The 25,772-nt window shown below is 45.0% G+C and carries 17 protein-coding genes; 15 read left to right on the top strand and 2 right to left on the bottom strand.

Translation table 11 applies throughout. The annotated features are described in order from the left end of the window. The first annotated feature begins 7 nt into the window (after nucleotides 1-7). From AB9H30_RS08145 to AB9H30_RS08170, 6 genes are all read left to right on the top strand, one after another. Nucleotides 8-1,408: a MotA/TolQ/ExbB proton channel family protein gene (locus AB9H30_RS08145; protein ID WP_371194162.1), complete on the top strand. Its 1,401-nt coding sequence runs from the start codon at nucleotides 8-10 to the stop codon at nucleotides 1,406-1,408. A 22-nt stretch (nucleotides 1,409-1,430) separates the two neighbouring features. Further along, complete coding sequence (locus AB9H30_RS08150) at nucleotides 1,431-1,958, top strand: MotA/TolQ/ExbB proton channel family protein (RefSeq protein WP_371194163.1); 528 nt, start codon at nucleotides 1,431-1,433, stop codon at nucleotides 1,956-1,958. A gap of 33 nt (nucleotides 1,959-1,991) precedes the next feature. Beyond that, entirely contained in the window at nucleotides 1,992-2,399 is a 408-nt protein-coding gene (locus AB9H30_RS08155; protein ID WP_371194164.1) for an ExbD/TolR family protein, read from the top strand. 3 nt (nucleotides 2,400-2,402) lie between these two features. Continuing rightward, the gene (locus AB9H30_RS08160; protein ID WP_371194165.1) at nucleotides 2,403-3,011 is read left to right on the top strand and encodes an energy transducer TonB; all 609 of its coding nucleotides are present in this window, start codon (nucleotides 2,403-2,405) and stop codon (nucleotides 3,009-3,011) included. Between the two features lie 5 nt (nucleotides 3,012-3,016). Then, nucleotides 3,017-4,360 carry a tetratricopeptide repeat protein gene (locus tag AB9H30_RS08165; protein ID WP_371194166.1) on the top strand — a complete coding sequence of 448 codons (1,344 nt, stop codon included), beginning with the start codon at nucleotides 3,017-3,019 and terminating at the stop codon, nucleotides 4,358-4,360. Nucleotides 4,361-4,655: 295 nt separating this feature from the next. Then, the gene (locus tag AB9H30_RS08170) at nucleotides 4,656-9,302 is read left to right on the top strand and encodes a DUF6701 domain-containing protein (protein ID WP_371194167.1); all 4,647 of its coding nucleotides are present in this window, start codon (nucleotides 4,656-4,658) and stop codon (nucleotides 9,300-9,302) included. Nucleotides 9,303-9,441: 139 nt separating this feature from the next. Here AB9H30_RS08170 and AB9H30_RS08175 read toward each other — a convergent pair whose 3' ends face one another. Next, a complete protein-coding gene (locus tag AB9H30_RS08175; RefSeq protein WP_371194168.1) occupies nucleotides 9,442-10,560 on the bottom strand; it encodes a zinc-binding dehydrogenase in 1,119 nt (372 codons plus the stop codon). 184 nt (nucleotides 10,561-10,744) lie between these two features. Between AB9H30_RS08175 and AB9H30_RS08180 the strand changes: the two genes are divergently transcribed. The 7 genes from AB9H30_RS08180 to AB9H30_RS08210 all read left to right on the top strand — a co-directional run bounded on the left by AB9H30_RS08180 (nucleotide 10,745) and on the right by AB9H30_RS08210 (nucleotide 19,901). Continuing rightward, complete coding sequence (locus AB9H30_RS08180; protein ID WP_371194169.1) at nucleotides 10,745-11,581, top strand: phytanoyl-CoA dioxygenase family protein; 837 nt, start codon at nucleotides 10,745-10,747, stop codon at nucleotides 11,579-11,581. Between the two features lie 146 nt (nucleotides 11,582-11,727). After that, on the top strand, nucleotides 11,728-13,578 hold the full coding sequence (locus tag AB9H30_RS08185; RefSeq protein WP_371194170.1) for a GNAT family N-acetyltransferase: 1,851 nt from the start codon (nucleotides 11,728-11,730) through the stop codon (nucleotides 13,576-13,578). Beyond that, on the top strand, nucleotides 13,575-14,498 hold the full coding sequence (locus AB9H30_RS08190; protein WP_371194171.1) for a histone deacetylase family protein: 924 nt from the start codon (nucleotides 13,575-13,577) through the stop codon (nucleotides 14,496-14,498). Before AB9H30_RS08185 ends, AB9H30_RS08190 begins: the two co-directional genes overlap by 4 nt. 121 nt (nucleotides 14,499-14,619) lie before the next feature. Beyond that, nucleotides 14,620-15,672 carry an aldo/keto reductase gene (locus AB9H30_RS08195; RefSeq protein WP_371194172.1) on the top strand — a complete coding sequence of 351 codons (1,053 nt, stop codon included), beginning with the start codon at nucleotides 14,620-14,622 and terminating at the stop codon, nucleotides 15,670-15,672. A gap of 55 nt (nucleotides 15,673-15,727) precedes the next feature. Further along, complete coding sequence (locus tag AB9H30_RS08200) at nucleotides 15,728-16,882, top strand: Na/Pi symporter (RefSeq protein WP_371194173.1); 1,155 nt, start codon at nucleotides 15,728-15,730, stop codon at nucleotides 16,880-16,882. Nucleotides 16,883-17,175: 293 nt separating this feature from the next. Further along, nucleotides 17,176-19,119, top strand: a complete 1,944-nt coding sequence (gene acs, locus AB9H30_RS08205; RefSeq protein ID WP_371194174.1) for an acetate--CoA ligase — start codon at nucleotides 17,176-17,178, stop codon at nucleotides 19,117-19,119. Nucleotides 19,120-19,247: 128 nt separating this feature from the next. Further along, the gene (locus tag AB9H30_RS08210; RefSeq protein ID WP_371194175.1) at nucleotides 19,248-19,901 is read left to right on the top strand and encodes a response regulator transcription factor; all 654 of its coding nucleotides are present in this window, start codon (nucleotides 19,248-19,250) and stop codon (nucleotides 19,899-19,901) included. A gap of 35 nt (nucleotides 19,902-19,936) precedes the next feature. Here the strand turns inward: AB9H30_RS08210 and AB9H30_RS08215 are convergent, their stop codons facing one another. Beyond that, complete coding sequence (locus AB9H30_RS08215; RefSeq protein WP_371194176.1) at nucleotides 19,937-23,407, bottom strand: PAS-domain containing protein; 3,471 nt, start codon at nucleotides 23,405-23,407, stop codon at nucleotides 19,937-19,939. 256 nt (nucleotides 23,408-23,663) lie between these two features. Between AB9H30_RS08215 and AB9H30_RS08220 the strand changes: the two genes are divergently transcribed. Together AB9H30_RS08220 and AB9H30_RS08225 are read left to right on the top strand one after the other, a co-directional pair. Continuing rightward, nucleotides 23,664-23,930, top strand: coding sequence for a DUF4212 domain-containing protein (locus tag AB9H30_RS08220; RefSeq protein ID WP_371194177.1), 267 nt, complete (start codon nucleotides 23,664-23,666; stop codon nucleotides 23,928-23,930). A 2-nt stretch (nucleotides 23,931-23,932) separates the two neighbouring features. Continuing rightward, nucleotides 23,933-25,639 carry a sodium:solute symporter family protein gene (locus AB9H30_RS08225; protein WP_371194178.1) on the top strand — a complete coding sequence of 569 codons (1,707 nt, stop codon included), beginning with the start codon at nucleotides 23,933-23,935 and terminating at the stop codon, nucleotides 25,637-25,639. Nucleotides 25,640-25,772 lie beyond the last annotated feature (133 nt).

Consider the following 25,772-nt stretch of genomic DNA (forward strand, 5'->3'; position numbering starts at 1 on the left):
GAGACAAATGACATCATTAATACATTCATTGGTCAGTAAGGTAGCGATTGTTGCACTTATCGGCGCTTGTGCATTAGGTGCTAGTGCACAAGAAAATGCAAGGGCATTAGATTTAGACGCCCTATTAAAACAGCTTGAAGAAGGTAAGTTTTCGCAGTCTCAACAAAATCAAGCCCGCGAACAAGACTTTATTGCCCAGCGTTCAGAGCAAGACCGTGTCTTGCGTGAGACCATCGAGGCGCGTGATGCAATGTTGCGTACTTCAGAGTTACTCGAAACCAATTTTGAAGAAAACGAATTTAAATTGGCCGACCTTAACGGTGCTCTCGACAATCGCCTAGGTTCATTAAAAGAGCTGTTTGGCGTGCTTCAGCAAGTGGCTGGTGATACTAAAAATAAATTCTACAACTCGGCGATATCGGCTCAGATTCCAGATCGTGCGAATTTCTTAGATGAAATGGCCCAATCGATGGGTTCGTCTTCTAAGCTTGCATCAATTGAAGAAATTGAGCGCGTGTGGTTTGAAGTGCAGCGTGAAATGACTGAATCGGGCAAGGTAACTCGCTTTAACACGGAAGTGGTTGAAGCAGGTGGCCAGAAGGTCAACAAAACAGTCACCCGAGTAGGGCCATTTGCGCTAGTTGCCGATGGTAAATACCTCGAGTTCAATGGGGTAACAGGCAACGTTTCTGAGCTTGTCCGTCAGCCCGCTGAACGCTTTTTAACGTCTATTTCCGAATTAGAAGCTTCTAATGGTGAATTAGTCAGATTCGGTCTTGACCCAACAGGCGGTTCAATCTTAGGCCTATTAGTGCAGGCGCCCAGCCTCAAGGAGCGCGTAGAGCAGGGCGGTCTAGTCGGATATATCATTTTAGTGGTCGGCGCAATTGGCTTGCTGCTCGCCATTGAGCGTTTGATTAGCCTGTCGATTATCCGTACTAAGGTGAACCGTCAGTTGAAATCGAGCACTTTTAAAGATACCAATCCCCTTGGCCGCATCATGCAAGTGCGCGATAAATATCCGCATGCAGATACCGAATCGTTAGAGCTGCATTTAACTGAAGCCATTTTAGGAGAGGTGCCTAAGCTCAGCCGCTTTTTAACCATCATCAAAATTATTTCAGTAGTGGCGCCACTAATGGGTCTACTGGGGACCGTAACGGGCATGATCAATACCTTCCAAGCGATTACCTTATTTGGTACCGGCGACCCTAAATTGATGGCCGGTGGTATATCGCAAGCACTTGTGACTACGGTACTTGGCTTGGTAGTGGCCATTCCGATGACCTTACTGTATGCGATACTCAATACGCGCAGTAAAAATGTAGTGTATATCCTTCAAGAGCAAGCTTCAGGGGTGATTGCCGAGCGAGCCGAGAAGCAAACTCAACTCAGTAAAGCCAACTAATTGCGATTAGCTGGAGACCACTATGATTGAGTTTTTCGAAGCCATACGAGATTTTACCGAAACAGGGGGAGATGTTCTCCTAGTTATCGGTTTGCTAATCTTTGTAATGTGGTTGCTTATTTTAGAAAGGGTGCTGTATATCAATATCACCCACAAGCAGCTTAAAAAAGAGGTGCTTGCAAACTGGCGCGCTCGCAAAGACCGCTCATCTTGGTTTGCGGAGCAAATTCGTCAGGCAAACATTTCGCGATTGTCTATTAAGCTAAATGGCAGTATTCCCATTATTCAGGCCTTGGTTGCGCTGTGTCCGCTGCTGGGTTTAATGGGCACGGTAACGGGGATGATTGAAGTATTTGACGTCATGGCCATCTCTGGCTCAGGTAATGCCAGATCAATGGCATCGGGCGTATCAAAAGCAACCATTCCAACTATGGCAGGCATGGTAGGGGCATTGTCAGGGGTATTTGCTTCTGCTTATTTGACGCGAACCTCAAAAGCCGAACGAACGCATTTAGAAGACGCCCTACAGCTTAATCGAGACATTAACTAAGCGCTGCATATGCATGCTTGGTGAGGAAATATCATGAAACAACATTTTCAAAATTTAGTAGATGAAGAAGAAGCGAATATCGATATGACACCAATGCTCGACGTGGTGTTTATCATGCTGATCTTCTTTATTGTGACAGCGTCTTTTGTGAAAGAGGCGGGTATCGACGTGAACCGCCCAGATGCTTCTACTGCAGTTAAAAAAGACAGAGCAAGCATTTTAGTCGCGATCAGCGATAAAGGCGAAATCTGGATCAACAAGCGCCGTGTGGATGTGCGCGCGGTGCAGGCAAATATTGAACGTTTGCATGCCGAAAACCCGCAGGGCACCGTTGTGATTCAAGCAGACAAAAAAGCCACAACCGATGTGTTAATTAAAGTCATGGATGCTTCGCGAGCAGCGGGTATTTTGGACGTCTCTATTGCGACACAAGAGCCTTAAAACATGTTTAGAATCGTTATCGCCTTAGTATTAGCTGCTGCAATCACCTTAGGACTGTTTTTTTTAATGCAGTCTTTGATTCAAAGCGGCGGCAGTGCGTTAACCGATCCGCCAAGGGGCAGCGTGCTCGATTTTGTGAGAGTCAAGCAAGACGAACAGGTTGAGCAAAAAGAGCGCAAACCTCAAAAGCCACCCAAGCCACAAGAGCCGCCTCCGCAAATGGAGACCCCGCAAATGGAAGCATCCACGCCAGACGGTGACGGCGGAGGCTTAGATTTTAGTGCAGACGTGAGCAGCGATATTGGTTTGGAAGGCGGTTTAGCCTTAGAATCGGGTGACGGCGAATATGTTCCCATCACCAAAGTAGCTGCAGTCTATCCACGTAGGGCCCTTCAGCGCGGCATTCAGGGCTATGTCATTGTTGAATTTACGGTCACCAAAACCGGTGCAGTCAAAGACCCAATAGTCATTGAGGCCGAGCCACAAGGCATATTTGAACAAGCAGCTATGGATTCGGTGCTTAAATTTAAATATAAGCCGCGGGTCATCAACGGTGAGCCAACAGAAGTGGCTGGCGTGCAAAATCGTGTAACTTTTAAGATAGATGGATAATGAAGATGAAGTTACTGCAGTGCTTTTTATCTAAATCACGTCTTATACTTTGCTCTTTATTAATTTTCAGCACTACGGGCACTGTTAGCTCCGTTGCAAGCCTGCTAATTACGTCCACCGCAGTCGCTCAAGAAGAGACCAAATTAGGAGACAGGAAAACACGCCGCACACCTGCCCTACGAGCTACCGTATACGAACAGCTTGCCCGTGCGCAAAGCGCCGGTGACGCTGGCAATGTTGAAGACGCCATCGCCATATTAGACCTCGTAAAAAGTAAAGCCGACAGCATGAACAGCTACGAACGGGCGATGATGTATAATTTTTATGGCTTCATTTATTACAACGAAGAGCGGTTTGACGAAACGATAGAGGCCTTTCAGGCGGCGATTGAAGAGCAGCCCATCCCAGTGAGTTTTGAACAAACCACGATTTTTAGTTTGGCGCAGCTGAGTATGATGCAGGGCCAATACGACAAGGTGGTGGGTTATTTAGAGCGCTGGGAAAGTTTAAACGACGGTAAAATTCCGCCTAAAAATTATATTTTAAAAGCGCAGGCGCTGTATCAAAACAAACAATTCAGTGACGCTGCTCGCTATATCGAAGAAGCCATTGTTAATCACGAAGAAGCAGGTTTTTTACCTGATGAAAATTGGCTAACACTGCAGCGCGCCATCTATTTTGAAATGAAGGAGCCCGAAAAGGTAAAAGACATTATTGCCAAACTTATCAGGCTTTACGATGAGCCAAAGTATTGGATACAGTTAGCGGGCATGTACGGAGAACTCGGCCGCGAAAAAGAGCAGTTAGCAACCATGGAAGTAGCTTATCAGCGCGGGTTTATTAACTCAGCCTCTGATACCTACAACTTAGCCCAACTCTATTATTATCATGGCGTGCCTTACAAAGGTGCAAAGTTAATGGAAGATGCCATTGCATCAGGATTGCTCGAAGAAAATTTGCGTAATTTGAAGTTTTTGGGCCAATCGTGGCAGCGTGCCAAAGAAGAAGAAAAGGCAGTGCCGGTTATGCAGCAAGCCGCGCAAATGTCTGATGACGGTAAAATAGACGCGCAGCTTGCCCTGCTATATTTCAACCTAGAACAGTACGATAAAGCTATTGATGCCGCTAACGTGGCCATTCAAAAAGGTGACCTGGATAACATCGGTAATACACATATGGTCTTAGGTCTAGCTTTGTACAATACGCGTCAGTTTGCCAGAGCGCTCGATGAGCTCGCAAAAGCGGAATCATTTGCAGGAAGCCGCGGCGCCGCAAGGCAGTGGTCGAAATATGTTGAAAAAGAGAAGTCGACCTATGAATCTCGGTTGGCGATTGAGGGCGCGCCTTAAGTGCTTAAATTAGAAGTTAAGACCGATAGCGCCTAGGCTTTTTACCATAAAGTACTCTGTTTTTTTGTAATTCACTTCATTAGTACAAACCTCCCGTACGACCTTAATTGTCAACTCTATGTCTACAATTTTTCTACGATGAAAATTAGAGCATGGCGAATGGTCAAGCTTTGTCGGGATTAGCCGATATTTTTTAAATGATATGTGTTGAGCAAACCCGCTCCTCATTTGAAAAAGTGACGCCAACAACGATATGAAATTAATATTAACAATGAAAATAGTGATGGCACTTGTCATGTCGCTATGCGTTGCAGCCTCAGCAACGGCGCAACTCAATGGCACTGTGCATATCGACAATGCTTTTGAAGCCTATATTTCCACAGATGATTCTGTGCAGGGCACATTGATTGGCTCTGGTACAAATTGGCCCACCGCGTATTCATTTACCACGACTTTAACGCCAGGACAGGATTATTATTTACACATTCGTGCAGTCGATACGGGAGGAGTCGCAGCGTTTCTAGGAGAGTTCGAACTAACAGGCGGCGAACACACATTCGAAAATGGGTTAACAACCCTAATTACCGATACGCTTCACTGGCGTGTGAGCACAACAGGCTGGAGTAACTATCTAGCCGTTTCAGGATATGGTCTCAATGGCGTGAGCCCTTGGGGTAATCGACCATCGGTTGACGCCAATGCGCAGTGGGTATGGTCAGCAGACAATAACATCGATAATCTAAATTTTTTCACCACCAAAATCACAGCTACCAATAAAGAGCCTATTGCTAACTATCGCTTTGATGAAAGCCAATACACTAATATTGCCAATGAAGTGATTGATAGTATTGGCGGTTTTAACGGGCGCGCAAGCGGCGCGCAACCAATTGCGGGTAAAGTGTGCAACGCCGTTGACCTTTCGGCTGTTGGCACCAATGACTTTGTGATTTTAGATGAACGCATTCTCAATAATAAAACAGACTTTACCTTGGCGCTGTGGGCAAAAACCGCAAAAACAGGCAACCAAAGCTTTATTTCAGGTGCGCAGTCTTCGAACTTTAATGAGCTCATTTACTGGTTTCAAAACGATGGAACGTTTCTTCCCTATTTGTTTAACAGTGCTGGTGCATCTATAGTCGTCGATTCTATTGCTAATGATATTTGGACACACTTTACTCTTACGCGTGAAGGTTCACAGCTGTGTTTATATAAAAATAGTACCTTAGAGGGCTGTGTAACAAGAGGTACTGACCCACTTGATATTGAAAGCTTAATTTTGGGGCAAGAGCAAGATACTGTTGGTGGAGGTTTTGTGGCTTCGCAGGCCTTTGATGGCTTAATTGACGAGCTGCTGGTCTTTGACGGTGCAATCACTGGCAGTCAAGTAACAGAAATATTTACTAACCAAAACGAAGGTTGGCTCTACGATGGCAGCGCTCCCTCGTGCCCGGTTGAGACGATTCAAGTGCCAATAGTGGAATATCGATTTGACGAGTGCTTTTACACGCAGTTAGCGGGTGATGTAGCAGACAATAGCGGTAATTACAGCGGACAATCCAATGGTGTTGCCGCTCCGGTGTTAGATGCAGTAGTTACAAAGTCACTCGACCTTAGCGCGAATACTGATACTGACTGGGTCGCTGTGCCATATACGGCGGTTGATGGATTAGACGATTTTTCGATGTCTTTATGGTTTAAAACAAATGTGACGAAAGCTCAACAATCCCTATTTCATGCTTTAGGTGCGAATGCTACTGACGACGAACTTGAAATATATTTACGCAATGACGACGCCGTTGTGGTTAAAATTATGGATACTGAGCATGTGCTTAGCAGCAGTGTCTTGCTTACCAATAATACATGGCGTCAACTAGCGATAAATAGACAAAATGAAGAAGTATGTTTGTATATCGACGGCGTAAAGCAAGACTGTGACAACACGGTAAGTCTAGGTGCCTTGGCGGTCGATAACGCCAATTCAGTTGTGATTGGTCAAGAGCAAGATCAAATTGGCGGCGGTTTTGATGTGGTTCAAGGTTTTGAAGGTTTCATGGATGAGTTTAAGATTTTTGATGTGAAACTGTCGGGAAGGCAAATTGCTGAGCTTTATCAAAACGAAGCAGCGGGTAATAACTTTGACGCTAGCATTCGACCTGCAGTGCGCTGCCCTTTATCTTGCGGAATTGCAGGTACATTGAATGCGGTGGGCATACGTATCGGTGGGGGCGGCACAGACACTCAAGTTAATACTACAACTGAAGCAATTAACATTTATGATGCATGGTTGGCTGCGGGCTCGCCAGCGACAGGCTTGATTGACGGCGGTACTTACAACGTTAATGCGAGTGGCACAAGTACCGTAGACCGCGTTGATTTTGGTGGCAACAATAGACGATTTTCAGGTACGCTTCCGTACCCAGGATTCGCTTCAGTAGGCGATCAAAGTTCAGAGCACTTTTTGGTGCAAGCATCGGGCACAGTTAACCTTCCCGCTGGGGAGTACAGCATATATGTTGAAAGTGATGATGGCTTTACATTTGTTTTAGATACCGTATCGGGAGACCAAGTGGTATTTAATCGATTTAGCGGCTCTTCTGCAGGCGCTAATAATGAGTTACGTTTTGAAAATCCTACCGGAAACTCCCAAACAGGTGGTTCGTTTACTCTGACGCAAGACTCTGTTTTTGACATGAGCACTATATTTTATGAGCGCACCGGTGGCGACTTTATGGAAGTTTCTATTACTAACCATATTGTTACATCAGGATATGACAGCCGTTTCGAAATATTTAAAGAGGGTGCTCTAGGGGGGAAAGTGAGGTTTGGATGTCCCGGCGTATCTCAAATCAATCATTTCCAAATCATTCACGATGGGCAAGGTCTAAGCTGTGAAGCCGAAACCGTTACCATCAACGCTTGCACAAACACCTACGATGGCTCTTGTTCCCTGAGCAACCAAGTGATCACCTTAGATGTTACAGCGGCAGGTTCAAATACAGTGACCGAAAGTATTAGCTTCACCGGTACCGGAACCGCTTCTCTTGCATACACGCTTGCCGAAACCGCTGTGTTGTCTATAAACAATGCCTCAATCGCTGCCAGCAATCCAAGCGTTTGTTTCGACGGCAGCACTACAAACTGTAATATTGTGTTTGAGGATGCGGGCTTTCGATTTTTGGATGGCAACACGGGTACCTCTGAAATTATATCCAATCAAGTGGCTGCCACCAGTTTCCCTTTGAGGGTGCAGGCAGTAAGAAATAGTAATGGTGTTTGCACCGGGCTGTTTAATGGCAATACATCAATCGAGCTATCTCAAGAAAATGTTAACCCAGGCGGAACCGGTGGTTTGAGTTTTAGTGTGAATGGCAGCAATATTGCCAAACACCCTGGCGCAAGCACCACGACCTTAAATTTTGGAAGCGACAGTATTGCAGTCATCCCAACGCCTGTTTATTTTGATGCGGGCCAGATACGCCTGCACGCCAACTACAATGTGGGCGGTATAAACCTGTCGGGCAGCAGTAATGCGTTTTGGGTGAGCCCTGCCGAATTAGTGCTTAGCGCCAGTGTTGGCGCCACGGCGTTAAATGGTGCGTCGGCAACATCCACTCCTGTGCATCAAGCGGGTGAGGATTTCACCCTTAGTGTCAGTGCTTTAAATAGCGCAGGCGCTATTACGCCAAATTACTCACCTGGGCAAATACAGTTCTCTTTAGCGCGCACCGGACCTACTCTAAGCGGCAGTGTAGACGGCGCTTTAAGCTATGCAGCTGGCACAACGATGATGGCCAATATCAGCCCGAGCTTCCAAGATGTAACGCTGAGCAGTTTTACCGCGGGTGTGTCTGCTTACAACGCGGCGCAATATTCAGAAGTCGGCTTATTAAATTTAGACGTGCAAGACCGAGATTATGGCAACACTGGCATTGTTGTGCAGGCTACGCCTATCGATATTGGACGGTTTGTGCCCCATTATTTCGGACAAACTGTGGTCGAAGATGGACTTTTTCAGGCGCGCTGCGGCACCAGAGTAGCCTTTGCTGCATACAGCGGGCAGCGTTCAGAATCTAACTCCAGCATTGGAGCTATTTCATATTTAAGCAATCCGATACTGGCCATTACTGCCTATAACAAACAGGGGGCTATCACGCAGAATTACTTTGAAGATAGCCAAGGTAGCGCGAATGACTACATGAAACTTAACGCCGCAGATATTAGTATCGGTCTGCCAACATTTGATCAAGTGGCAACTGGCGTAAACGCTAGCTTGTTGCCCATTACTGCGAATATGAATATCGGCACCTTGAGTCAAAATGACTTAAGTGCTTTACCGGCTAGCGTCCCCTTACCAAGAGGAGTGCTGCACTATCAGTTTTCGAGCAGCGATAGCTTCTTTTACAACCGTTCAGCTAACTCAAAAGTGCAGCCATTTCGGTCAGATATCGATTTTCCGGTAACCATCATCAGAGATGCTGACAATACAGACGCGCTGTCTACAGTGGCGGCCTCGCCAATCGGAGTTGAGATCCGTTTTGGTCGCTTGACACTTGAAAACAGTTTTGGTCCTGAGACCTCAAACATTCCACAAGTTATGCGCCTTGAACATTATAACGGCAGCGATTTTGTGACTTCGTCAGATAATAGCTGTACTTCTTATTCGGGAGCCAATATCTCGTTGAGTAACATTAGCTTAGATCCCGCTTTAACCAGTATATTGGGGGCAGCGGGTCATTTTATTAATGGCAGAACGCAGGCTCTTCAATACCAAGCGCCAGGGCTGGGTAATCAGGGTCAAATAGGCGTAATTTACGACACTTATGATTGGTTAAAGTATGACTGGGACAATGACGGTGTATATGACAACAATCCCTCTGCAGTAACGACCTTTGGACTGTATCGAGGCGATGATCGCCTGATCCACTGGCGCGAGAGATTTTAGAAACAAGCAGCATTTCTGTAAACTGCTTGTTGCGGCTAGTAGGAACTAAAAACGTTTAAAAACTGTGACTAGGTGCAGCGATGCTGTTACTCACAATGTTACTGCTCAGCGATTTGGCTGAGCAGTATGATTGACGAGTTTACTTGGAAGGATTGACCAAATATTTTTCGCCCGTCTTTTTTGCAAAATAGCGAGCTATGTGTTCTGGCTGCATAACGTCAGTAAGCGAAATTTCATCACTAAACTCAAGTGCAAAAGTGGTATCTATTTCGTCGGCAACACGTTTGTGTAATGCCAACACCTCTTTTATCTCTAGTTTTGACAAGAAACGCATCAGCAACCAGCCACCAATATTCCAAGTCATACCGTAAGCTCGATTAAGCACCGTGGGTGAGAAGTCCAAATTACCGTAAATATAAACTTGCTTATTCTCTGGAGACCCATAGGTGTTGAAGCCAGTAATATCTTTGCTGCCAACCATTTCCATCGCGGTTAGTATATCGCTGACCAAGTCGCCTCCCCCAATGGCATCAAAAGCAAGCGTTGCGCCTGTGTCTTTTATAGCCATGTATAAATCTTTTTTGAAGCTTTCGGTGCTAGAGTCAAGCACGTATTTTGCGCCTAAGGCTTTAAGCATTTCGACTTGTTCTGGCTTTCTTACAATGTTGACAAGATCAACATTTTCAGCCAAACAAATCTTATTTAGCATTATGCCTAAACTAGATGCTGCTGCTGTGTGCACGAGTGCGGTGTGACCCTCTCGGCGCATAGTTTCGACCATAGAAAGCGCAGTGAGTGGATTAACAAATGATGATGCCGCTTGTTTTGCAGTCGTGCCATCGTTGTGGACAATACATGCTTGCACAGGCACGCAGCAATACTCGGTATAGGTCGCTCCAGACAATACACCAACGACTTTCCCCATTAAAGCTTGTGCCTGAGGGCTATCACCAGCCGCTACTACAGTGCCTGCGCCTTCGTTGCCCACCGGTAAGGTTTGGTCCCAGCGTGACTTCACGCGGGCTACCATAGCCGGATGAATAGGAGCGGTAAGTTCACCAGTGCTTGCATTTAGTTTTGCTTCAGCTAAGTTCGCGGGGCCAAACATCGGCCACATATCAGAAGGGTTAATTGGCGCCGCTTCAATTTTCACAATCACTTCATGGGGCTTAGGCTTAGGTACGTCCACTTCTTTTAATGAAAAGGTAAGGGTGCCCGTTGATGATATGTGAGTGAAAAGTTGTTTGCTTTTATTCATGGTATGGTCTCGCAGTGTGATTCACTAAAATTAGCGTGTTGTTGGTGTGTACTTAAAAATAACATGCAACGCAATGCTATGCGAGTGTTGCAATCCCGCCTGGACTTTTGTGCAGAATATTCCTTGCCTTATCTTCATGCGATGTTGCAAACTGAAACCACAAAAAAGTTGTCTAGGAGGCGGGATGTTAAGTAAGCAACAGCAGCGTAATTTTGAGCAGCAAGGCTTTTTGGTGTTATCAGAACTATTTAACGACGAACAAATTGCCATACTTAAATCAGAGGCGCTTGGCATCGTCGATGCTTTTGATCCCGAATCAAGCCGTTCTGTTTTTTCAACTCAGACTGAATCGGACAAAAATAGAGACGACTATTTTTTGAGTTCAGACGATAAAATTCGATGCTTTTTTGAAGAAGATGCCTTTGCTAAAAATGGCGAGTTGAATCAAGAAAAACATCTGAGTATTAACAAAATTGGGCATGCTTTGCATGTGCTCAATCCAGTCTTTAAAGCCTTTAGTCAATTGCCCGTGATTGCCAAAATTGCTATAGATTTAGGTGTTAATTCCCCTGAAATTCGTCAGTCGATGTATATTTTTAAGCAGCCTAAAATAGGTGGGGTGGTACGTTGGCATCAGGATGCCACCTATTTTTATACAAGCCCACAATCAGTGCTTACGTTTTGGTTTGCGATTGAAGATGCGACCTTAGAAAACGGCTGTTTACAGGTTGATAAGCAGGGCGCTAAATTTCCATTAAAAGAACAGTTTAAACGATTTGAAGATGACAGTACTCAGCTTCAAACACTCGTTGATATAGATTGGCCGACTCAAGATAGAGCGCTTCCCCTCGAAGTTAAGGCCGGTTCATTAGTGGTATTTAATGGTGTCTTGCCGCATTTTAGTGAGGCTAATCGTTCGGCAAAGTCTCGACATGCTTTCACACTGCACATCACATCTGCCGATGCCCAATATAGCGAGTACAATTGGCTGCGGGCAGCACCAACGGCTATTAAGGCTTAGATAGATTAAAGCGCTCTTTACAAAAAAAGCCTTTAACACCTGATACTCAAAAGCCGACTAAGACTTTAGCGCCAGATCAATGTTTTCTTATTGCATTGTTGATAGGCTTAAAGTTATTCAGGTCGACTTAGATCACAGAGAAAATCATGCAATCAGGTAAATCTCAGTTAACCCAACATGCGGATTGGCCGACACTCGTTGAGTCAGGCAATCGAATATTTATAGGGTCGAATGCAGCCGTACCAAATGCTTTAATCGAGCGTCTTATTGATGATGCTAAGCAATTGAAAGATCTTGAGATGGTGCACATTGTCACTATTTCAGATAATAAATGGGCGCTACCTGAACATAAAAATCGCTTTAAAGTGAACACGTTTTTCATTCATGGCGATGCCGTCCGATTAGCTGTTGAAGAGGGTCGTGCAGACTATACCCCGTGTTTTTTGTCTGAAATTTCTAGCTTGTTTACTGACGAGACCTTGCCTATCGATGTTGCTTTGATCATGGTTTCACCTCCCGATGAGCTGGGCTATTGTTCATTGGGTGTATCGGTTGATATTGTGATGTCGGCAGCGCGTAGCGCTAAATATGTGATCGCGCAAATCAACCCCATGATGCCCCGTACTGCCGGTCATTCGTTTTTGCATATTAGCGAGTTCAGCGCTTGTGTAGAACAAGCTCAGGCTATTCCGGAAGTAGCCGTGGCCCAAGTATCCTCGATTACCGAGCGCATCGGCCAATACGTGGCTATGTTAGTTGAAGACGGTGCGACGCTGCAGTTAGGCATTGGCAAAGTACCTGATGCGGTCACAAGGTACTTAAACCATCATAAGAACTTAGGGGTGCACTCAGAAATGATAAGCGATGGTGTCATGGAATTGATGCAAAAAGGAGTGGTGACTAATCGCGCTAAAACCTTTCACCCGGGTAAAACCGTGACCAGCTTTTGTCTTGGCAGTAAGCGTTTATATGATTTTGTGCATAATAACCCGCACGTTGAATTTTACCCGAGCTCGTATGTGAACAAGCCCGCCAATATCGCCAAAAATCAGAACATGGTGTCGATAAATAGTGCCATAGAAGTCGACCTGTCTGGACAAGTAGTGGCCGATTCTATTGGTTATCAGTTTTACAGCGGGATTGGCGGGCAAGTTGATTTTGTGACGGGGGCATCAAAAAGCAAAGGGGGAAAATCGATTATCGCCCTGCAGTCCACTGCAAAAAATGGCAGTGTTTCTCGCATAGTGGCAAGGATGAGCGAAGGCGCAGGGGTGGTGACGTCAAGAGGCAATGTTCACTATGTTGTTACTGAATTTGGCATTGCCAGTTTAAAAGGCAAAAGTGTAAGGGAGCGGGCCTTAGAATTAATTCGGGTTGCGCATCCGAAGTTTAGAGAAGCCTTGTTAAGCAATATCCGTAAAAGCCTATGGGTGCCTGATTATCAAAAAAACTTTCCGACGGATATCCCAGAGCTTGGAGACGTACAAATAAAACGAATGCAAATACACGGCGAAACATTTTATTTGCGAGCTCTCAATCCTGCTGACGAGCGTCGTTTGCAAGAGTTCTTTTATTCACACACCAAAGAGACTATTCGGCTTCGCTACAACTATATTCCCCAAGGCATGACCCGCGAAAAATCCTGTGATTTGGTAAGTGTTGATCAAAGCAAAGATATTGCCCTTACCATCGTAAGGCAGGAGGGCTCGCGCAATATCATTGAAGCAGTGGGGCGCTACTATTTATATCCTGAAGAAAACATCTGTGAAGTGGCCTTTGTTACTCGGGAAGATCATCAAGGTAAAGGTATGGCAAAAATTTTGTTGGATAACATGGTACAGATTGCAACATCAAGAGGTCTGACAAAAATGTTTGCCATTGTTAAATCAGAAAACAAACCTATGATTTCAGTATTCGAACAGTTTGAATTTAAGCGGGTGTTTAACCCTGATCCCGGTGAAATTGAACTGATCCGATACTTAAAGGAGCCATCATGACCATCACCATAATCGACAGCCCTAAGTGTGCTTTGCATAACATGGACCCCGATCACCCTGAACATCCAGCCAGAATGCACAGCATCAACGACCAAATTATGTCATCTGGATTGGAGCTGGTAGTGAGATTTGCCGACGCTAAACCGGCACATTTTGACGAGCTTTTATATGCTCACGATCGCGATTTTGTGCAAAATATATTTGATAAAGCGCCCACTGGCATAGATGAGCGGGTGTGGATAGATGACGATACGATAATGATGGTGCACACTCTCGACGCTGCTTTACACGCCGCAGGAGCTGGTATTGTAGCGGTTGATATGGTGCTGGCAAATGAAACGCAAAGTGCATTTTGTTTAGTTAGACCGCCCGGACACCATGCTTCACGGGCAAGCTCCTCTGGCTTTTGTTTATTCAATAATATTGCAGTTGCCGCACTGCATGCCTTAGAGCACCGAGGGTATCAGAAAGTGGCGATTATTGATTTTGATGTTCACCATGGTAACGGCACCGAAGACATCTTTAAAGACGATGAACGCGTGATGTTTTGTTCATCTTTTCAGCACCCGTTTTATCCATTCTCGGGTGATGCCCCAACCCGCAGCGGGATTATCAACGTACCAATACCCGCAGGCACAAAAGGCAGCGAATATCGAAGTTTAGTGAATCATTGGTGGCAAGCGCTTGATGACTTTGCGCCGCAGTTGATTTTTATTTCAGCAGGTTTTGATGCTCACGCAGAGGACGATTTAGGACATTTGCGCTTGCTAGAAAACGATTATATTTGGCTAACTGAAAATATAAAAGCCATTGCCGACCGACATTGTAATGGTCATATCGTCTCTATGTTAGAGGGCGGTTATGCCTTGAGTGCCCTTGGGAGGAGCGTTGTGGCTCATATGAAGGCATTGATCGGATAATATTGAGTACCTTTCTTTAGTTTTTCCGTAGTTAAAAACACATAATTTACATTGCATTGTGCGCGCGCTTTACCGACAATCGTTGGCCCGTATTAATGTTGCGAGAAAAATAAGGTTAGCTATGCAGTATTCATCACTTGGTCGCAGTGACTTATCGGTTTCGCGTGTTTGCTTAGGCAGCATGACTTGGGGTATTCAAAATACCCAGCAAGATGCAGACGAACAAATCCAGTATGCCTTGGAAAAGGGCGTGAACTTCATTGACACCGCCGAAATGTATCCGGTCCCCCCAAATGCAGAGACCTACGGTGATACAGAAAGAATGATAGGTGACTGGCTTAGTCGTCATTCGAATAAACGCAAAGATATTATTATTGCCAGTAAAATTGCCGGTGCTGGTTTTCCATATGTCAGAAACGCATCGAATATTTCAAAAGAAAGCATTCCGCTCGCATTGGAAGACTCCCTCGCAAGATTACAGACCGATTACATCGACGTCTATCAACTGCACTGGCCAAATCGGACATCCCCTCATTTCGGTAAACATTGGCCTAATCAATTAAAACCCACAGAACTAGACGTGACTAAAGAGCGCGAGGGTATGCGTGGCATAGTCGAAGCACTAGGTGAGGCGATCAATAGTGGCAAAATTCGACATTGGGGTTTGTCTGACGACACGCCGTGGGGTATTCATACTTATTTAAATCTGTGCGACGAGCTTGGCGTGCCTCGTCCAGTCTCTATTCAAAATGAATTTAACTTGCTGCATTTAAAAGACTGGCCTTTTTTAATCGAGTCCTGTGTTTATGAGGAGATTGCTTATCTTCCATGGTCTCCCCTAGCGGGAGGATTACTCTCGGGTAAGTATCTCGGAGGTGCCAGGCCAGAAGGTAGCCGCTGGACATTAATGCAGCGAAACGGATTGTTTAGAAATACCGAAAATTCAGAGCAGGCTGTTAAACAGTTTTCTGAACTGGCAGCAACTCATAGCATGACGTCGAGTCAACTTGCATTAGCGTGGTGCGATCAAGTAGACGGAGTGAGCTCAACGATTATTGGTGCGACGAGCATGAACCAACTACAAGAAAATATAGAAGCTTTTGATTTGACTCTGTCACAGTCTTCTTTAGATGACATCGATGCGATAATAAAACGCTATCCAATGGCATTTTAATATTTCCTTCATATTAATGATGTAAAACCGAAGTCATTCGAAATGGGAAGTTTTGATGAAACCAAGCACTCAGTCTGCTGACCCTATGAACAGGCTACAGGCATGGCCTAAACCAATACGCTGGTCGATATTGGTGTTGCTGATTTTTGCAATGCTGACGGCGGTTAGCTTAATTGGTGGAGGGTTCAAAACCGCTACCGAAGATCATGCGCGAACGCTGTTTGAGTTTGCCGGCAACCCATTTATGGGCTTGATTATTGGCATGGTAGCAACGGCGCTAATTCAGTCTTCAAGTACGGTATCATCGATTATTGTTGCCATGGTAGCCGGTGGATTGCCGATACATATCGCGATCCCGATGATGATGGGTGCCAACATCGGCACCAGCATTACCAACACTATCGTTAGCCTTGGTCACATCAAAGACAAACAAGAATTCCAAAGAGCGTTTAACGCTGCCACTATCCACGATTTTTTCAACATCTTCGCTGTAGTTATATTCTTGCCATTAGAGATTATGTTTGGATTTCTAGAGTATTTGAGTGCGGCGCTGGTTGGACTATTTACGCTAGGTAGCTCTGCGGATGTTGGCTCTTTTAACCCGGTTAAGTTTGTAACTGGCCCGGCGGTTGATGCGGTTAAGTTATTGAGTTCACAATTTCCGCAGCTGTATGATGGTCTGTTTCGAATTGTGCTGGGCTTAACTCTGATCATATTGTCAATCACGTGGATGGGGAAGATCATGAAATCTCTCATGGTCGGGCGTGCCAGAGATATTCTTGAGAAAAGTTTAGGCGGTGGGTCAGTTGCAGGTATTGCCTCTGGCACTGTTGTGACAGTTTTGGTGCAATCTAGCTCTACTACAACGTCTTTAATGGTGCCACTGGTGGGTAACGGCATCGTCACGGCTCGTGCCATATATCCATTTACCTTAGGTGCAAATATTGGCACATGTATTACAGCCATTATTGCGGCCTTGGCTGTAGATGGGCCGAATGCTGGCTTAGCATTGCAAATTGCCTTTGTGCATTTTTGCTACAATGTGCTAGCGGTCGTAACCATTTACGGTATAGCGTTTTTGCGCGAGTGGCCGCCTAATTTGTCTTACCAACTCTCACTGAAGGTTGCTGAACAAAAAATGTATGGCGTTGCCTATATTGTCGGGGTGTTTTTTGTGGTGCCTTTAGCGGTTATTCTTTTGTTAAGCTAGGAATAAAAAAAAGCTGACCGAAGTCAGCTTAAGCTTGGGAAAGTCAGGGGCAAGCCCTGTGTCAATTCATGTAGTTAATACAATCATTTTATGCGCATTCACGCACTTTCAAATTAGCGGATGGTCTATAAGACCATGGTTCTATCTTTACTAAAGAGATAGCTAATTCAGCGAGATTATGTGAGCTTTGTAAGATAGCTTTTCTACGTTACTACCAAAGTCTCATTTTGGTTTTAAGTAAGAAGTCTATTGTTAAGCTTGTAATAACAACGCATTTTACGGAGGCAGAATCAATGAGTGCCAAAATATATCCAGTGCCCGAGACACTGTTACAAAACCCACATTTTAGCGACAAAGAATATCAAGCGATGTATCAAGCATCTGTTAATGATCCCGAAGCATTTTGGCGCGATCAGTTGGGCGAACTAGATTGGTATCAAAAACCAAGCATTATTAAAAATACGAATTTCAGCCCACAAAGCTGTGAAATTAAATGGTTCGAAGATGGCACACTAAACGCCAGCTACAACTGTATCGACCGTCATTTAGAAAAAAATGCGAAGAAAACTGCGATTTTTTGGGAAGGTGATTCTCCAAAAGATGCTGAAAAGGTTAGCTATCAGCAGCTACATTATGAAGTATGTAAACTGGCGAACGGATTAAAAAAGCTAGGGGTTAAAAAAGGCGATTGCGTTGCGATATATATGCCAATGATCCCGCATGCTGCATATGCCATGCTCGCATGCGCCCGAATTGGTGCGGTACATTCGGTTATTTTTGGTGGTTTTTCACCTAACGCGATTGCCGATAGAATTAATAATAGTGATGCTAAGGTCGTTATTACAGCGGATCAAGGTCGAAGAGCCGGCCGCTGCACAGCGTTAAAAGCAAACGTTGACGAAGCCATAGCAAACGGTGCTTGCCCAACAATAACTGCCGTGTTGACTCACAAGCTCACTGGCGGTGATATTGCTTGGAATGCTGATGTCGATGTTTGGTGGCATGAACTGATTGACGATTGCTCTGCACAGTGTGAACCAGAAGTGATGAACGCTGAAGATCCTTTGTTCATTCTGTATACCTCTGGCTCTACCGGTCAGCCTAAAGGCGTAGTTCATACAACCGGCGGCTATTTACTGTACACGGCGATGACCTTCCGCTACGCATTCGATTACAAAGAAGATGACATTTACTGGTGTACAGCCGATGTGGGCTGGATCACCGGTCATAGTTATATGACTTATGGGCCATTAGCCTGCGGCGCAACACAGGTATTCTTTGAAGGCGTACCGACATATCCAGATGTGCGTAGAATTGCACAAGTAGTTGAAAAGTATAAGGTTAATAGTCTATATACTGCGCCGACTGCGATTCGCGCGCTGATGGCACATGGTGAAAAACCTGTGGAAGGTTGTGATTTATCTTCACTTCGAGTGCTTGGTTCGGTGGGTGAGCCTATCAACCCTGAAGCTTGGGAATGGTATCATCGGGTCATTGGTCAGGGACGCTGTCCGATCATCGATTCGTGGTGGCAAACCGAAACCGGCGGCATGATGATTGCACCGCTACCGGCAGCGACACCGCTTAAACCTGGTTCGGCAACAAGACCTTTATTTGGAGTACAGCCTGCTATATTTGATGCAGATGGAAACGAACTTGAAGGTATTGCTGAAGGAAATTTAGTGATTAAAGACAGCTGGCCATCGCAAGCAAGAACGGTATTTGGTGATCATAAGCGCTTTATTGAAACCTACTTTAGTGCATATCCTAATGTTTATTTCACGGGTGATGGTGCAAAACGTGATGAAGACGGTTTTTACTGGATAACTGGACGTGTGGACGACGTACTGAATGTATCGGGCCATAGACTCGGTACCGCAGAAATAGAGTCCGCCCTAGTCGCACATCCAATGGTAGCTGAGGCTGCGGTAGTTGGTTATCCCCATGATATCAAAGGCCAGGGCATTTATGTCTATATTACGCCTAACGAAGGAATCGAGCCTAGCGATGAGTTAACGGCCCAGATCCGTACTTGGGTGCGCAAAGAGTTAAGCCCGATAGCAACTCCTGATTTGATTCAGTGGACGACTGGTTTACCTAAAACCCGTTCAGGCAAAATCATGCGCCGTATTTTACGCAAGATTGCCGCGAACGAACATGACCAACTGGGCGATACGTCTACTTTAGCTGATCCGTCGGTGGTAGATTCACTTATCGATTTGCGCCTAAATCGATAAAACATTGTTGTTTAATATGAAAGGAGGCTGAAGCCTCCTTTTTTAAGGGCAATATTAAAACTTTCTTCTTTGTAAACATCTTGTTAATATCGAGAAACTCACCGCTTTTGATTTAGAAGGACCTAGCTATGGTTACCCTATTGATCGCCGACGACCACCCTTTATATCGGGATGCGTTAAAAGGTGCTTTGTCTATGGGTTTTGATAACCTCAATATTCTCGAGTCTGGGGACCTGAACTCAACCGTTGCGGTGTTGCAAGCTAACGAAGCTGATCTGTTGATGCTTGATCTTCATATGCCGGGCAGTAGCGATTTATTTGGTTTCTTGCACATACAAAAAAGTTTTCCTGACCTTCCTATTGCGGTGGTTTCTGGTACTGAAGATGCGGCTTTGATCTCAAAGATTGTAGGTTTAGGCGCCATGGGTTTTATTCCTAAAACTGCAAGTGCAGCAGATATAAAAGATGCGGTAACAAACATGCTTGAGGGTGATGTGTGGGTTCCCGAATCGGTGCGTCAACAAATACAAGACGTCGACGAAACATTTTCGGAGCTTGCAGAGAATGTGGCGAGTCTTACGCCTTCGCAATACAAAGTGCTTTGTTATATGCGCGATGGCTTGTTGAATAAACAAATCGGCTACAACTTGGATATTGCTGAAGCAACAGTAAAAGCTCACGTCACGGCTATCTTTCGCAAGTTAGGAATAAATAATCGAACGCAAGCAGTACTCATTGCATCCCAACTGCAGTTAGAACCGCCCTTAAAAGAAGATGTCTAAGCAATCTAATTATCCAGAGTTCAGGTTAACTAGCTTCATCCTTTGTCACCATGAGAAAGGTTTTGTTGGGTTTTCTTATCCGCAACTTCAACGTGCTTAATAAACTTTGACATACTTTGGATAAGCGTTCTTAACTTTGCAGGTTTGAGCGGTTTCGATAGATAGTTCACACCATCATCATTGCAGGCTTTCATTAATTCGTCACCTCGCTGCGCAGTAACTAGGCATGCCGGCAGGATGGTGTTTAGTTTCTGGCGAATTAAATCAATAATTTCTAAACCGTCGGGTCCCCGCCCTAACTGATAGTCCACTAACAAAATATGCGGTTTAAAGCTTTGCGCGATATCCATAGCTTTCTCGTAGCTCTGTGCAGTTCTTACGTCGATGCCCCATTTTGAGAGCAAGGTTTGCATTGCATCTAAATTTTCGCTTTGGTCGTCAATGCATAAAATTTTCAGCTTACTGAATATTGATTGGGTAGGGTTCTTAATTATTTTTGGGGCTTCTGGCGGCGGTACTTGCGCGAATTCAACGGAAAAGCACGAGCCTTTGCCTTCTTCTGACCTTACTCTTACTTGGCAACTTAACTGCTGAGTCAGTCGTTTGACTACACCTAGGCCTAAACCTATACCTTGTTCTTGGGAGTTTTCGACCCGATAGAAGTCGCTAAAAACCGCGGCTTGTTGAATTTCGGGGATACCAATGCCGGTATCCCTCAATTCAATTCGTACGCGTTCTCGAATGACACGAACGCTTAAGAGTACTTTTCCACTCGGCGTATATTTTACTGCATTGGATGCTAGGTTTTGAACGATTCTATACAGATAGGTCTTGTCGGCGCTGATATGACAGTCTTGAATGCGGCTCCTGAAAACGAGCCCTTTCTCTTTGGCTTTCATACTCATTTCGTTAATGATTGGTGTGATCATTTCACGGACGTTTAAGGTTTCAATAAACGGCTTCAGTTCACCTTGGTCTAGGCGAGAGATATCAAGAATAGTGCTAATCAGATTTTCACTCGAGACTACCGAATCGTTGAGTTTGCGAATAGTCGTTTTGAGATCCTCGGCAATATCGGCTTCTTCAAGCACCGTTAAATATAGCTTGGCAGCATTCAGCGGTTGCAGCACGTCATGGCTTGCTAATGCTAAAAAGCGGGTTTTACTGGCGTTGGCATCTTCAGCTTCTTTGCGGGCTCTGATCAGCTTAGTTTCTAATTGGTTTCGCCGCTCAATCTCTAACCTAAGTTCTGCGTTGATCGAGTGCACTTCTTCGGTTCGTTTTGCGACGCGAGCGGCCAAATCGATGTTAGATTCTTTAAGAGCCTGCTGAATTTCAACATGCCCTGTAATATCATGAAAACTGGTAACAAACCCTCCACCCGGTAAAGGATTACCGACCATTTCAATCACATGGCCGTCATCGCGCTGACGAGTAAAGCGATGAGGCGTGCCGTTGCGCAAATGTTCCAGACGTCTTTGTACTTGTATTTCTATCTCACCGGGCCCGCAGTCTCCTCTTAATACATTGTGACGAATCAGTGGCTCAACAGAGGCGCCTACGCGCACTAAATCATCTGGGTATGAGAACAAATCGATATAGCGTTTATTCCAAGCCACCAAATTAAGGTTTTTGTCTACCACACTGATCCCTTGATCGATATTTTCTAAAGACGTTAGTAGTGCACTCATATTAAACTGCATGGCCTGAGTGGTCTCATCAAAGAAATTAACCACTTCGGTAATGTCTAATTTTTTGCCGCGCACAACGCTGTCGATGAGGGCTTTAGCGCTTGACGAACCAACTACACCGCCAAGTGCTAACTCACAAAACTCCAAAAATGCCTGACTGGCTTTATCATCGCTTTTTAGGCTAACCGAATGTTGTTTTTGATAGTCATCAAACAACTGAGTACAGCGATGATCTCCCGTGAAGCGGCCTATCAGCGTTTCAAGGTCTGCTACCCTTACTTCAAATACATTATTGCTTGTAAAAGAGGCAGAATAAGTCGCAGGCGAAACAAAGGCCTTGGCTTGAATACGGTCAATTAATCGTGGTGTGGAAATTAGCGAAAATCCAATGTAAGCGATGATATTAGCTGCCAGACTGAGCATAGCGCCTTGGCTGACGATGTCGCTCTGATAGATATTTGCATTTGGCTCTATTAGCGGAAAAAGTAAAAACATAAGCCAAACGACAAAGCCAGTCAGCAAGCCTGCGTATACACCATGTGCATGCCCTCGTTGCCAATATAGTCCGCCGACAATGGCGGGGAGCAGTTGGATCACAAGCGAGAAGGCCAGCAGCCCTATAGAGGCCAAAGGCGCCTGATATGCCATCTGTTGCTGATAGGCGAAAGCCAGCAGCAATATAGAGAATATGACATAGCGGCGGATCATTTTGATTCGTTTGACTTTATTGCGTCCAGCCGCGAGTCCTTTATCCATTAGTTTGGGTAAGATCACATCGTTGGTGATCATAGTGCTGAGTGTAAGTGTGGCGATAATAATCATTGCAGTTGCTGCAGATAGCCCGCCAACAAAAACGATGATTTGCAGAGCAATAGATTCAGAAAACAAGGCAATACCCATGACGTACTTGTCGCCGTCGATTGGGTTAGCAGCAAATATGGTGTTACCTGCGGCTGCGATGATCGGAATAGTCATTACAATCATGATTAGGTAGGCGGGAAAGTACCAGCGTGCTTTACGAATATGCTCTAGATGTAAATTGTCAATAACAGTGATATGAAATTGCCGCGGTAAACAAATTACCGCTGCAGCTGCCATAATCGTTTGTGACCAAAAATTCATGCTAGAAAAGCTTTGCATTGCTTCAGAGCTGGCATAGTCGGCGAGCAGGTTGCCAGAGCCCTGTGTTTGCCAAATTTGGTAGCCAACAAATGCAACAAGCACTAAGGCAATTAGCTTGATACAAGATTCAAAGGCGATCGCCAGCATCAGACCCCTTCGATATTGGGTCACGTCAGTATTGCGCGTGCCAAAATACATGGCAAATACCGCAATAAATAAGCTAGCGATAATAATGATCAACTGACTGTCTTTTTCTTCAGTGATCATTTGAAATGTCGAGCCAATGGCTTTGAGCTGCAAAGCAATGTAGGGAATGGTAGCCAGCAGTGCAATAATTGTTACTACCAGCGCGACTACCTGGCGTTTGCCGTAGCGAGAACTGATGAAGTCAGCAATGGTGCTGATATGTTGCTTTTTACTGACGTGAACAAGCTTGTAAATAAAGGAGTTAAAAACAAGATAAACGATGATTGGGCCTAGCAAAATGGGTAAAAACATCCACTGGTCGGTACTCGATTGCCCAACGGCACCATAGAAGGTCCAAGCCGTACAATAAATGCCTAAGGCAAGACAGTAGACTAAAGGATGAGATGTAATCCAACGAGCCGTTGGGGAGTTTCGATCGCCCCATTTCGCTATCCAAAACAGCAGTAGTAAATACGCTAGAGCCAGTGCTATCCAACCGATCGACATGTAAATTCCTATACAAGCTTTTAACAACTGCCACTTTACCACATAACGATCTAATACTAATACCGTAAGACCAAGGTCGCATTTAACCCAGTGAGTAACAAAACTAGAGTGATCACCAGCTCAGTAAAGATAGGTTTTGCAGACGATTTTAGCCGTCGCTTTTTAAGTTTTAAAGCAAAAGCTTTGGCAACAAAACCTATCGTTACTGAAATGTAAACAGCAATACAACCACTCAACCTGGTAGAGGACTTTAAAAATGAGTTTTAAAAACGAAAACGATCAAAAAGCCTATTGGAAAGAGAATCTCTCTATCCTATTTAAGCTTTTAGCGGTCTGGTTTGTCGTCTCGTTTGGCGCCGGCATATTATTTGTAGAACAGCTTAATAACATCCATTTCTTTGGGTTCAAATTAGGCTTTTGGTTTGCTCAGCAAGGAGCAATCTATGTGTTTGTGGCTCTGATTTTCATTTATATGAAACTGATGAATTCATTGGATAAAAAATACGGTGTAGAAGAGGAATAATCATGAGCGTTCAAGTATTAACATTTTTAATAGTAGGGGCGTCTTTTCTTCTCTACATAGGCATTGCAATTTGGGCAAGAGCTGGGTCAACCACTGACTTTTATGTTGCGGGTGGCGGTGTACCGCCGGTCCTTAACGGTATGGCAACTGCCGCAGATTGGATGTCGGCAGCATCATTTATCTCAATGGCGGGTCTTATTTCGTTTATGGGCTATGATGGCGCAGTTTACTTAATGGGTTGGACAGGCGGCTATGTATTACTCGCGCTTTGTTTGGCGCCTTACTTACGTAAATTCGGTAAGTTCACCGTGCCAGACTTTATTGGCGACCGCTATTATAGCCAAACAGCACGTACCGTTGCGGTAATTTGTGCCATCATCGTTTGTTTTACCTATGTTATAGGGCAAATGCGCGGTGTAGGTGTAGTGTTCAGTCGCTTCCTTGAAGTCGACATTACCACGGGCGTGATTATCGGCATGGGTATCGTATTCTTCTACACGGTACTTGGTGGTATGAAAGGCATCACCTATACGCAAGTGGCACAATTTTGCGTACTGATTTTTGCTTATTTAGTGCCCGCTGTGTTTATCTCTATTATGGTTACCGGTCATATCTTACCCATGACAGGCTTTGGCGCGACCTTAGCAGACGGTTCGGGCGTGCATCTGTTAGACAAGCTTGACGGCCTTTCAACTTCGTTAGGTTTTAACGAATACACCTCTGGTACCAAGAGTATGATAGACGTATTTGCGATTACTTTTGCCTTAATGGTCGGCACAGCCGGTTTACCACACGTTATTGTGCGCTTCTTTACAGTACCGAAAGTATCTGATGCTCGTAAGAGTGCCGGTTGGGCATTGGCGTTTATCGCGCTGCTTTATACTACAGCCCCTGCGCTCGCTGCTTTTGCTCGTGTAAACATGATTGAGACCATTAACGGTACTGAGCAAACCGGTACACTGTTAACTGAAACTCCCGGGTGGATCACGACTTGGAAAGAAACTGGTCTGATTTCACACGAAGATAAAAACGGTGACGGCAGAATGTTCTATTCAGGTGATGAGCGCAATGAAATGAGTATTGACCGCGATATCATGGTATTGGCTAATCCAGAAATTGCAGGCTTACCTGCTTGGGTAATTGCCTTGGTTGCAGCGGGCGGGGTGGCAGCAGCGCTGTCGACATCGGCAGGCTTACTGCTGGTAATTTCGACATCGGTCTCCCATGACTTATTGAAGAAAACGTTTGCGCCAAATATCAGCGATAAAAAGGAGTTGCTCAGTGCTCGAATAGCGGCAGGTGTCGCCATCTGTATTGCCGGCTACTTTGGAGTCCATCCACCAGGATATGTCGCAGCGGTGGTGGCCTTCGCCTTTGGACTAGCGGCCTCGAGTTTCTTCCCAGTGATTATCATGGGGATCTTCTCTAAGCGCATGAACAACCACGGTGCAGTATCGGGCATGATAAGCGGTATGATATTTACTATGACGTATATCATTTACTTCAAGTTTGTCGCCCCAGAGCTCAACACATCCGAAAATTGGTTATTTGGTATATCGCCAGAAGGTATCGGCACAATTGGTATGTTGGTGAATTTCATAGTGGCATTCGTGGTCTTTAAAATGACTAAAGAATCACCACAAGAAATTCAAGACCTTGTTGAAAGTATCCGCTTCCCGAAAGGTGCTGGTGAAGCTTCGGCTCACTAACCTTAGGATAAGGTTTAATTACTAGGAATTGAAATAAGCCCGGCGTATGCTGGGCTTATTTATTTAAAAACGACTTCAAGTTTAACACTATGTAATTTCAGGCGCCGCTACAGATGCTTGAACATCAGGCGTT

This window comes from Glaciecola sp. SC05 (assembly GCF_041380235.1).
Taxonomy (GTDB): Bacteria; Pseudomonadota; Gammaproteobacteria; order Enterobacterales; family Alteromonadaceae; genus Glaciecola.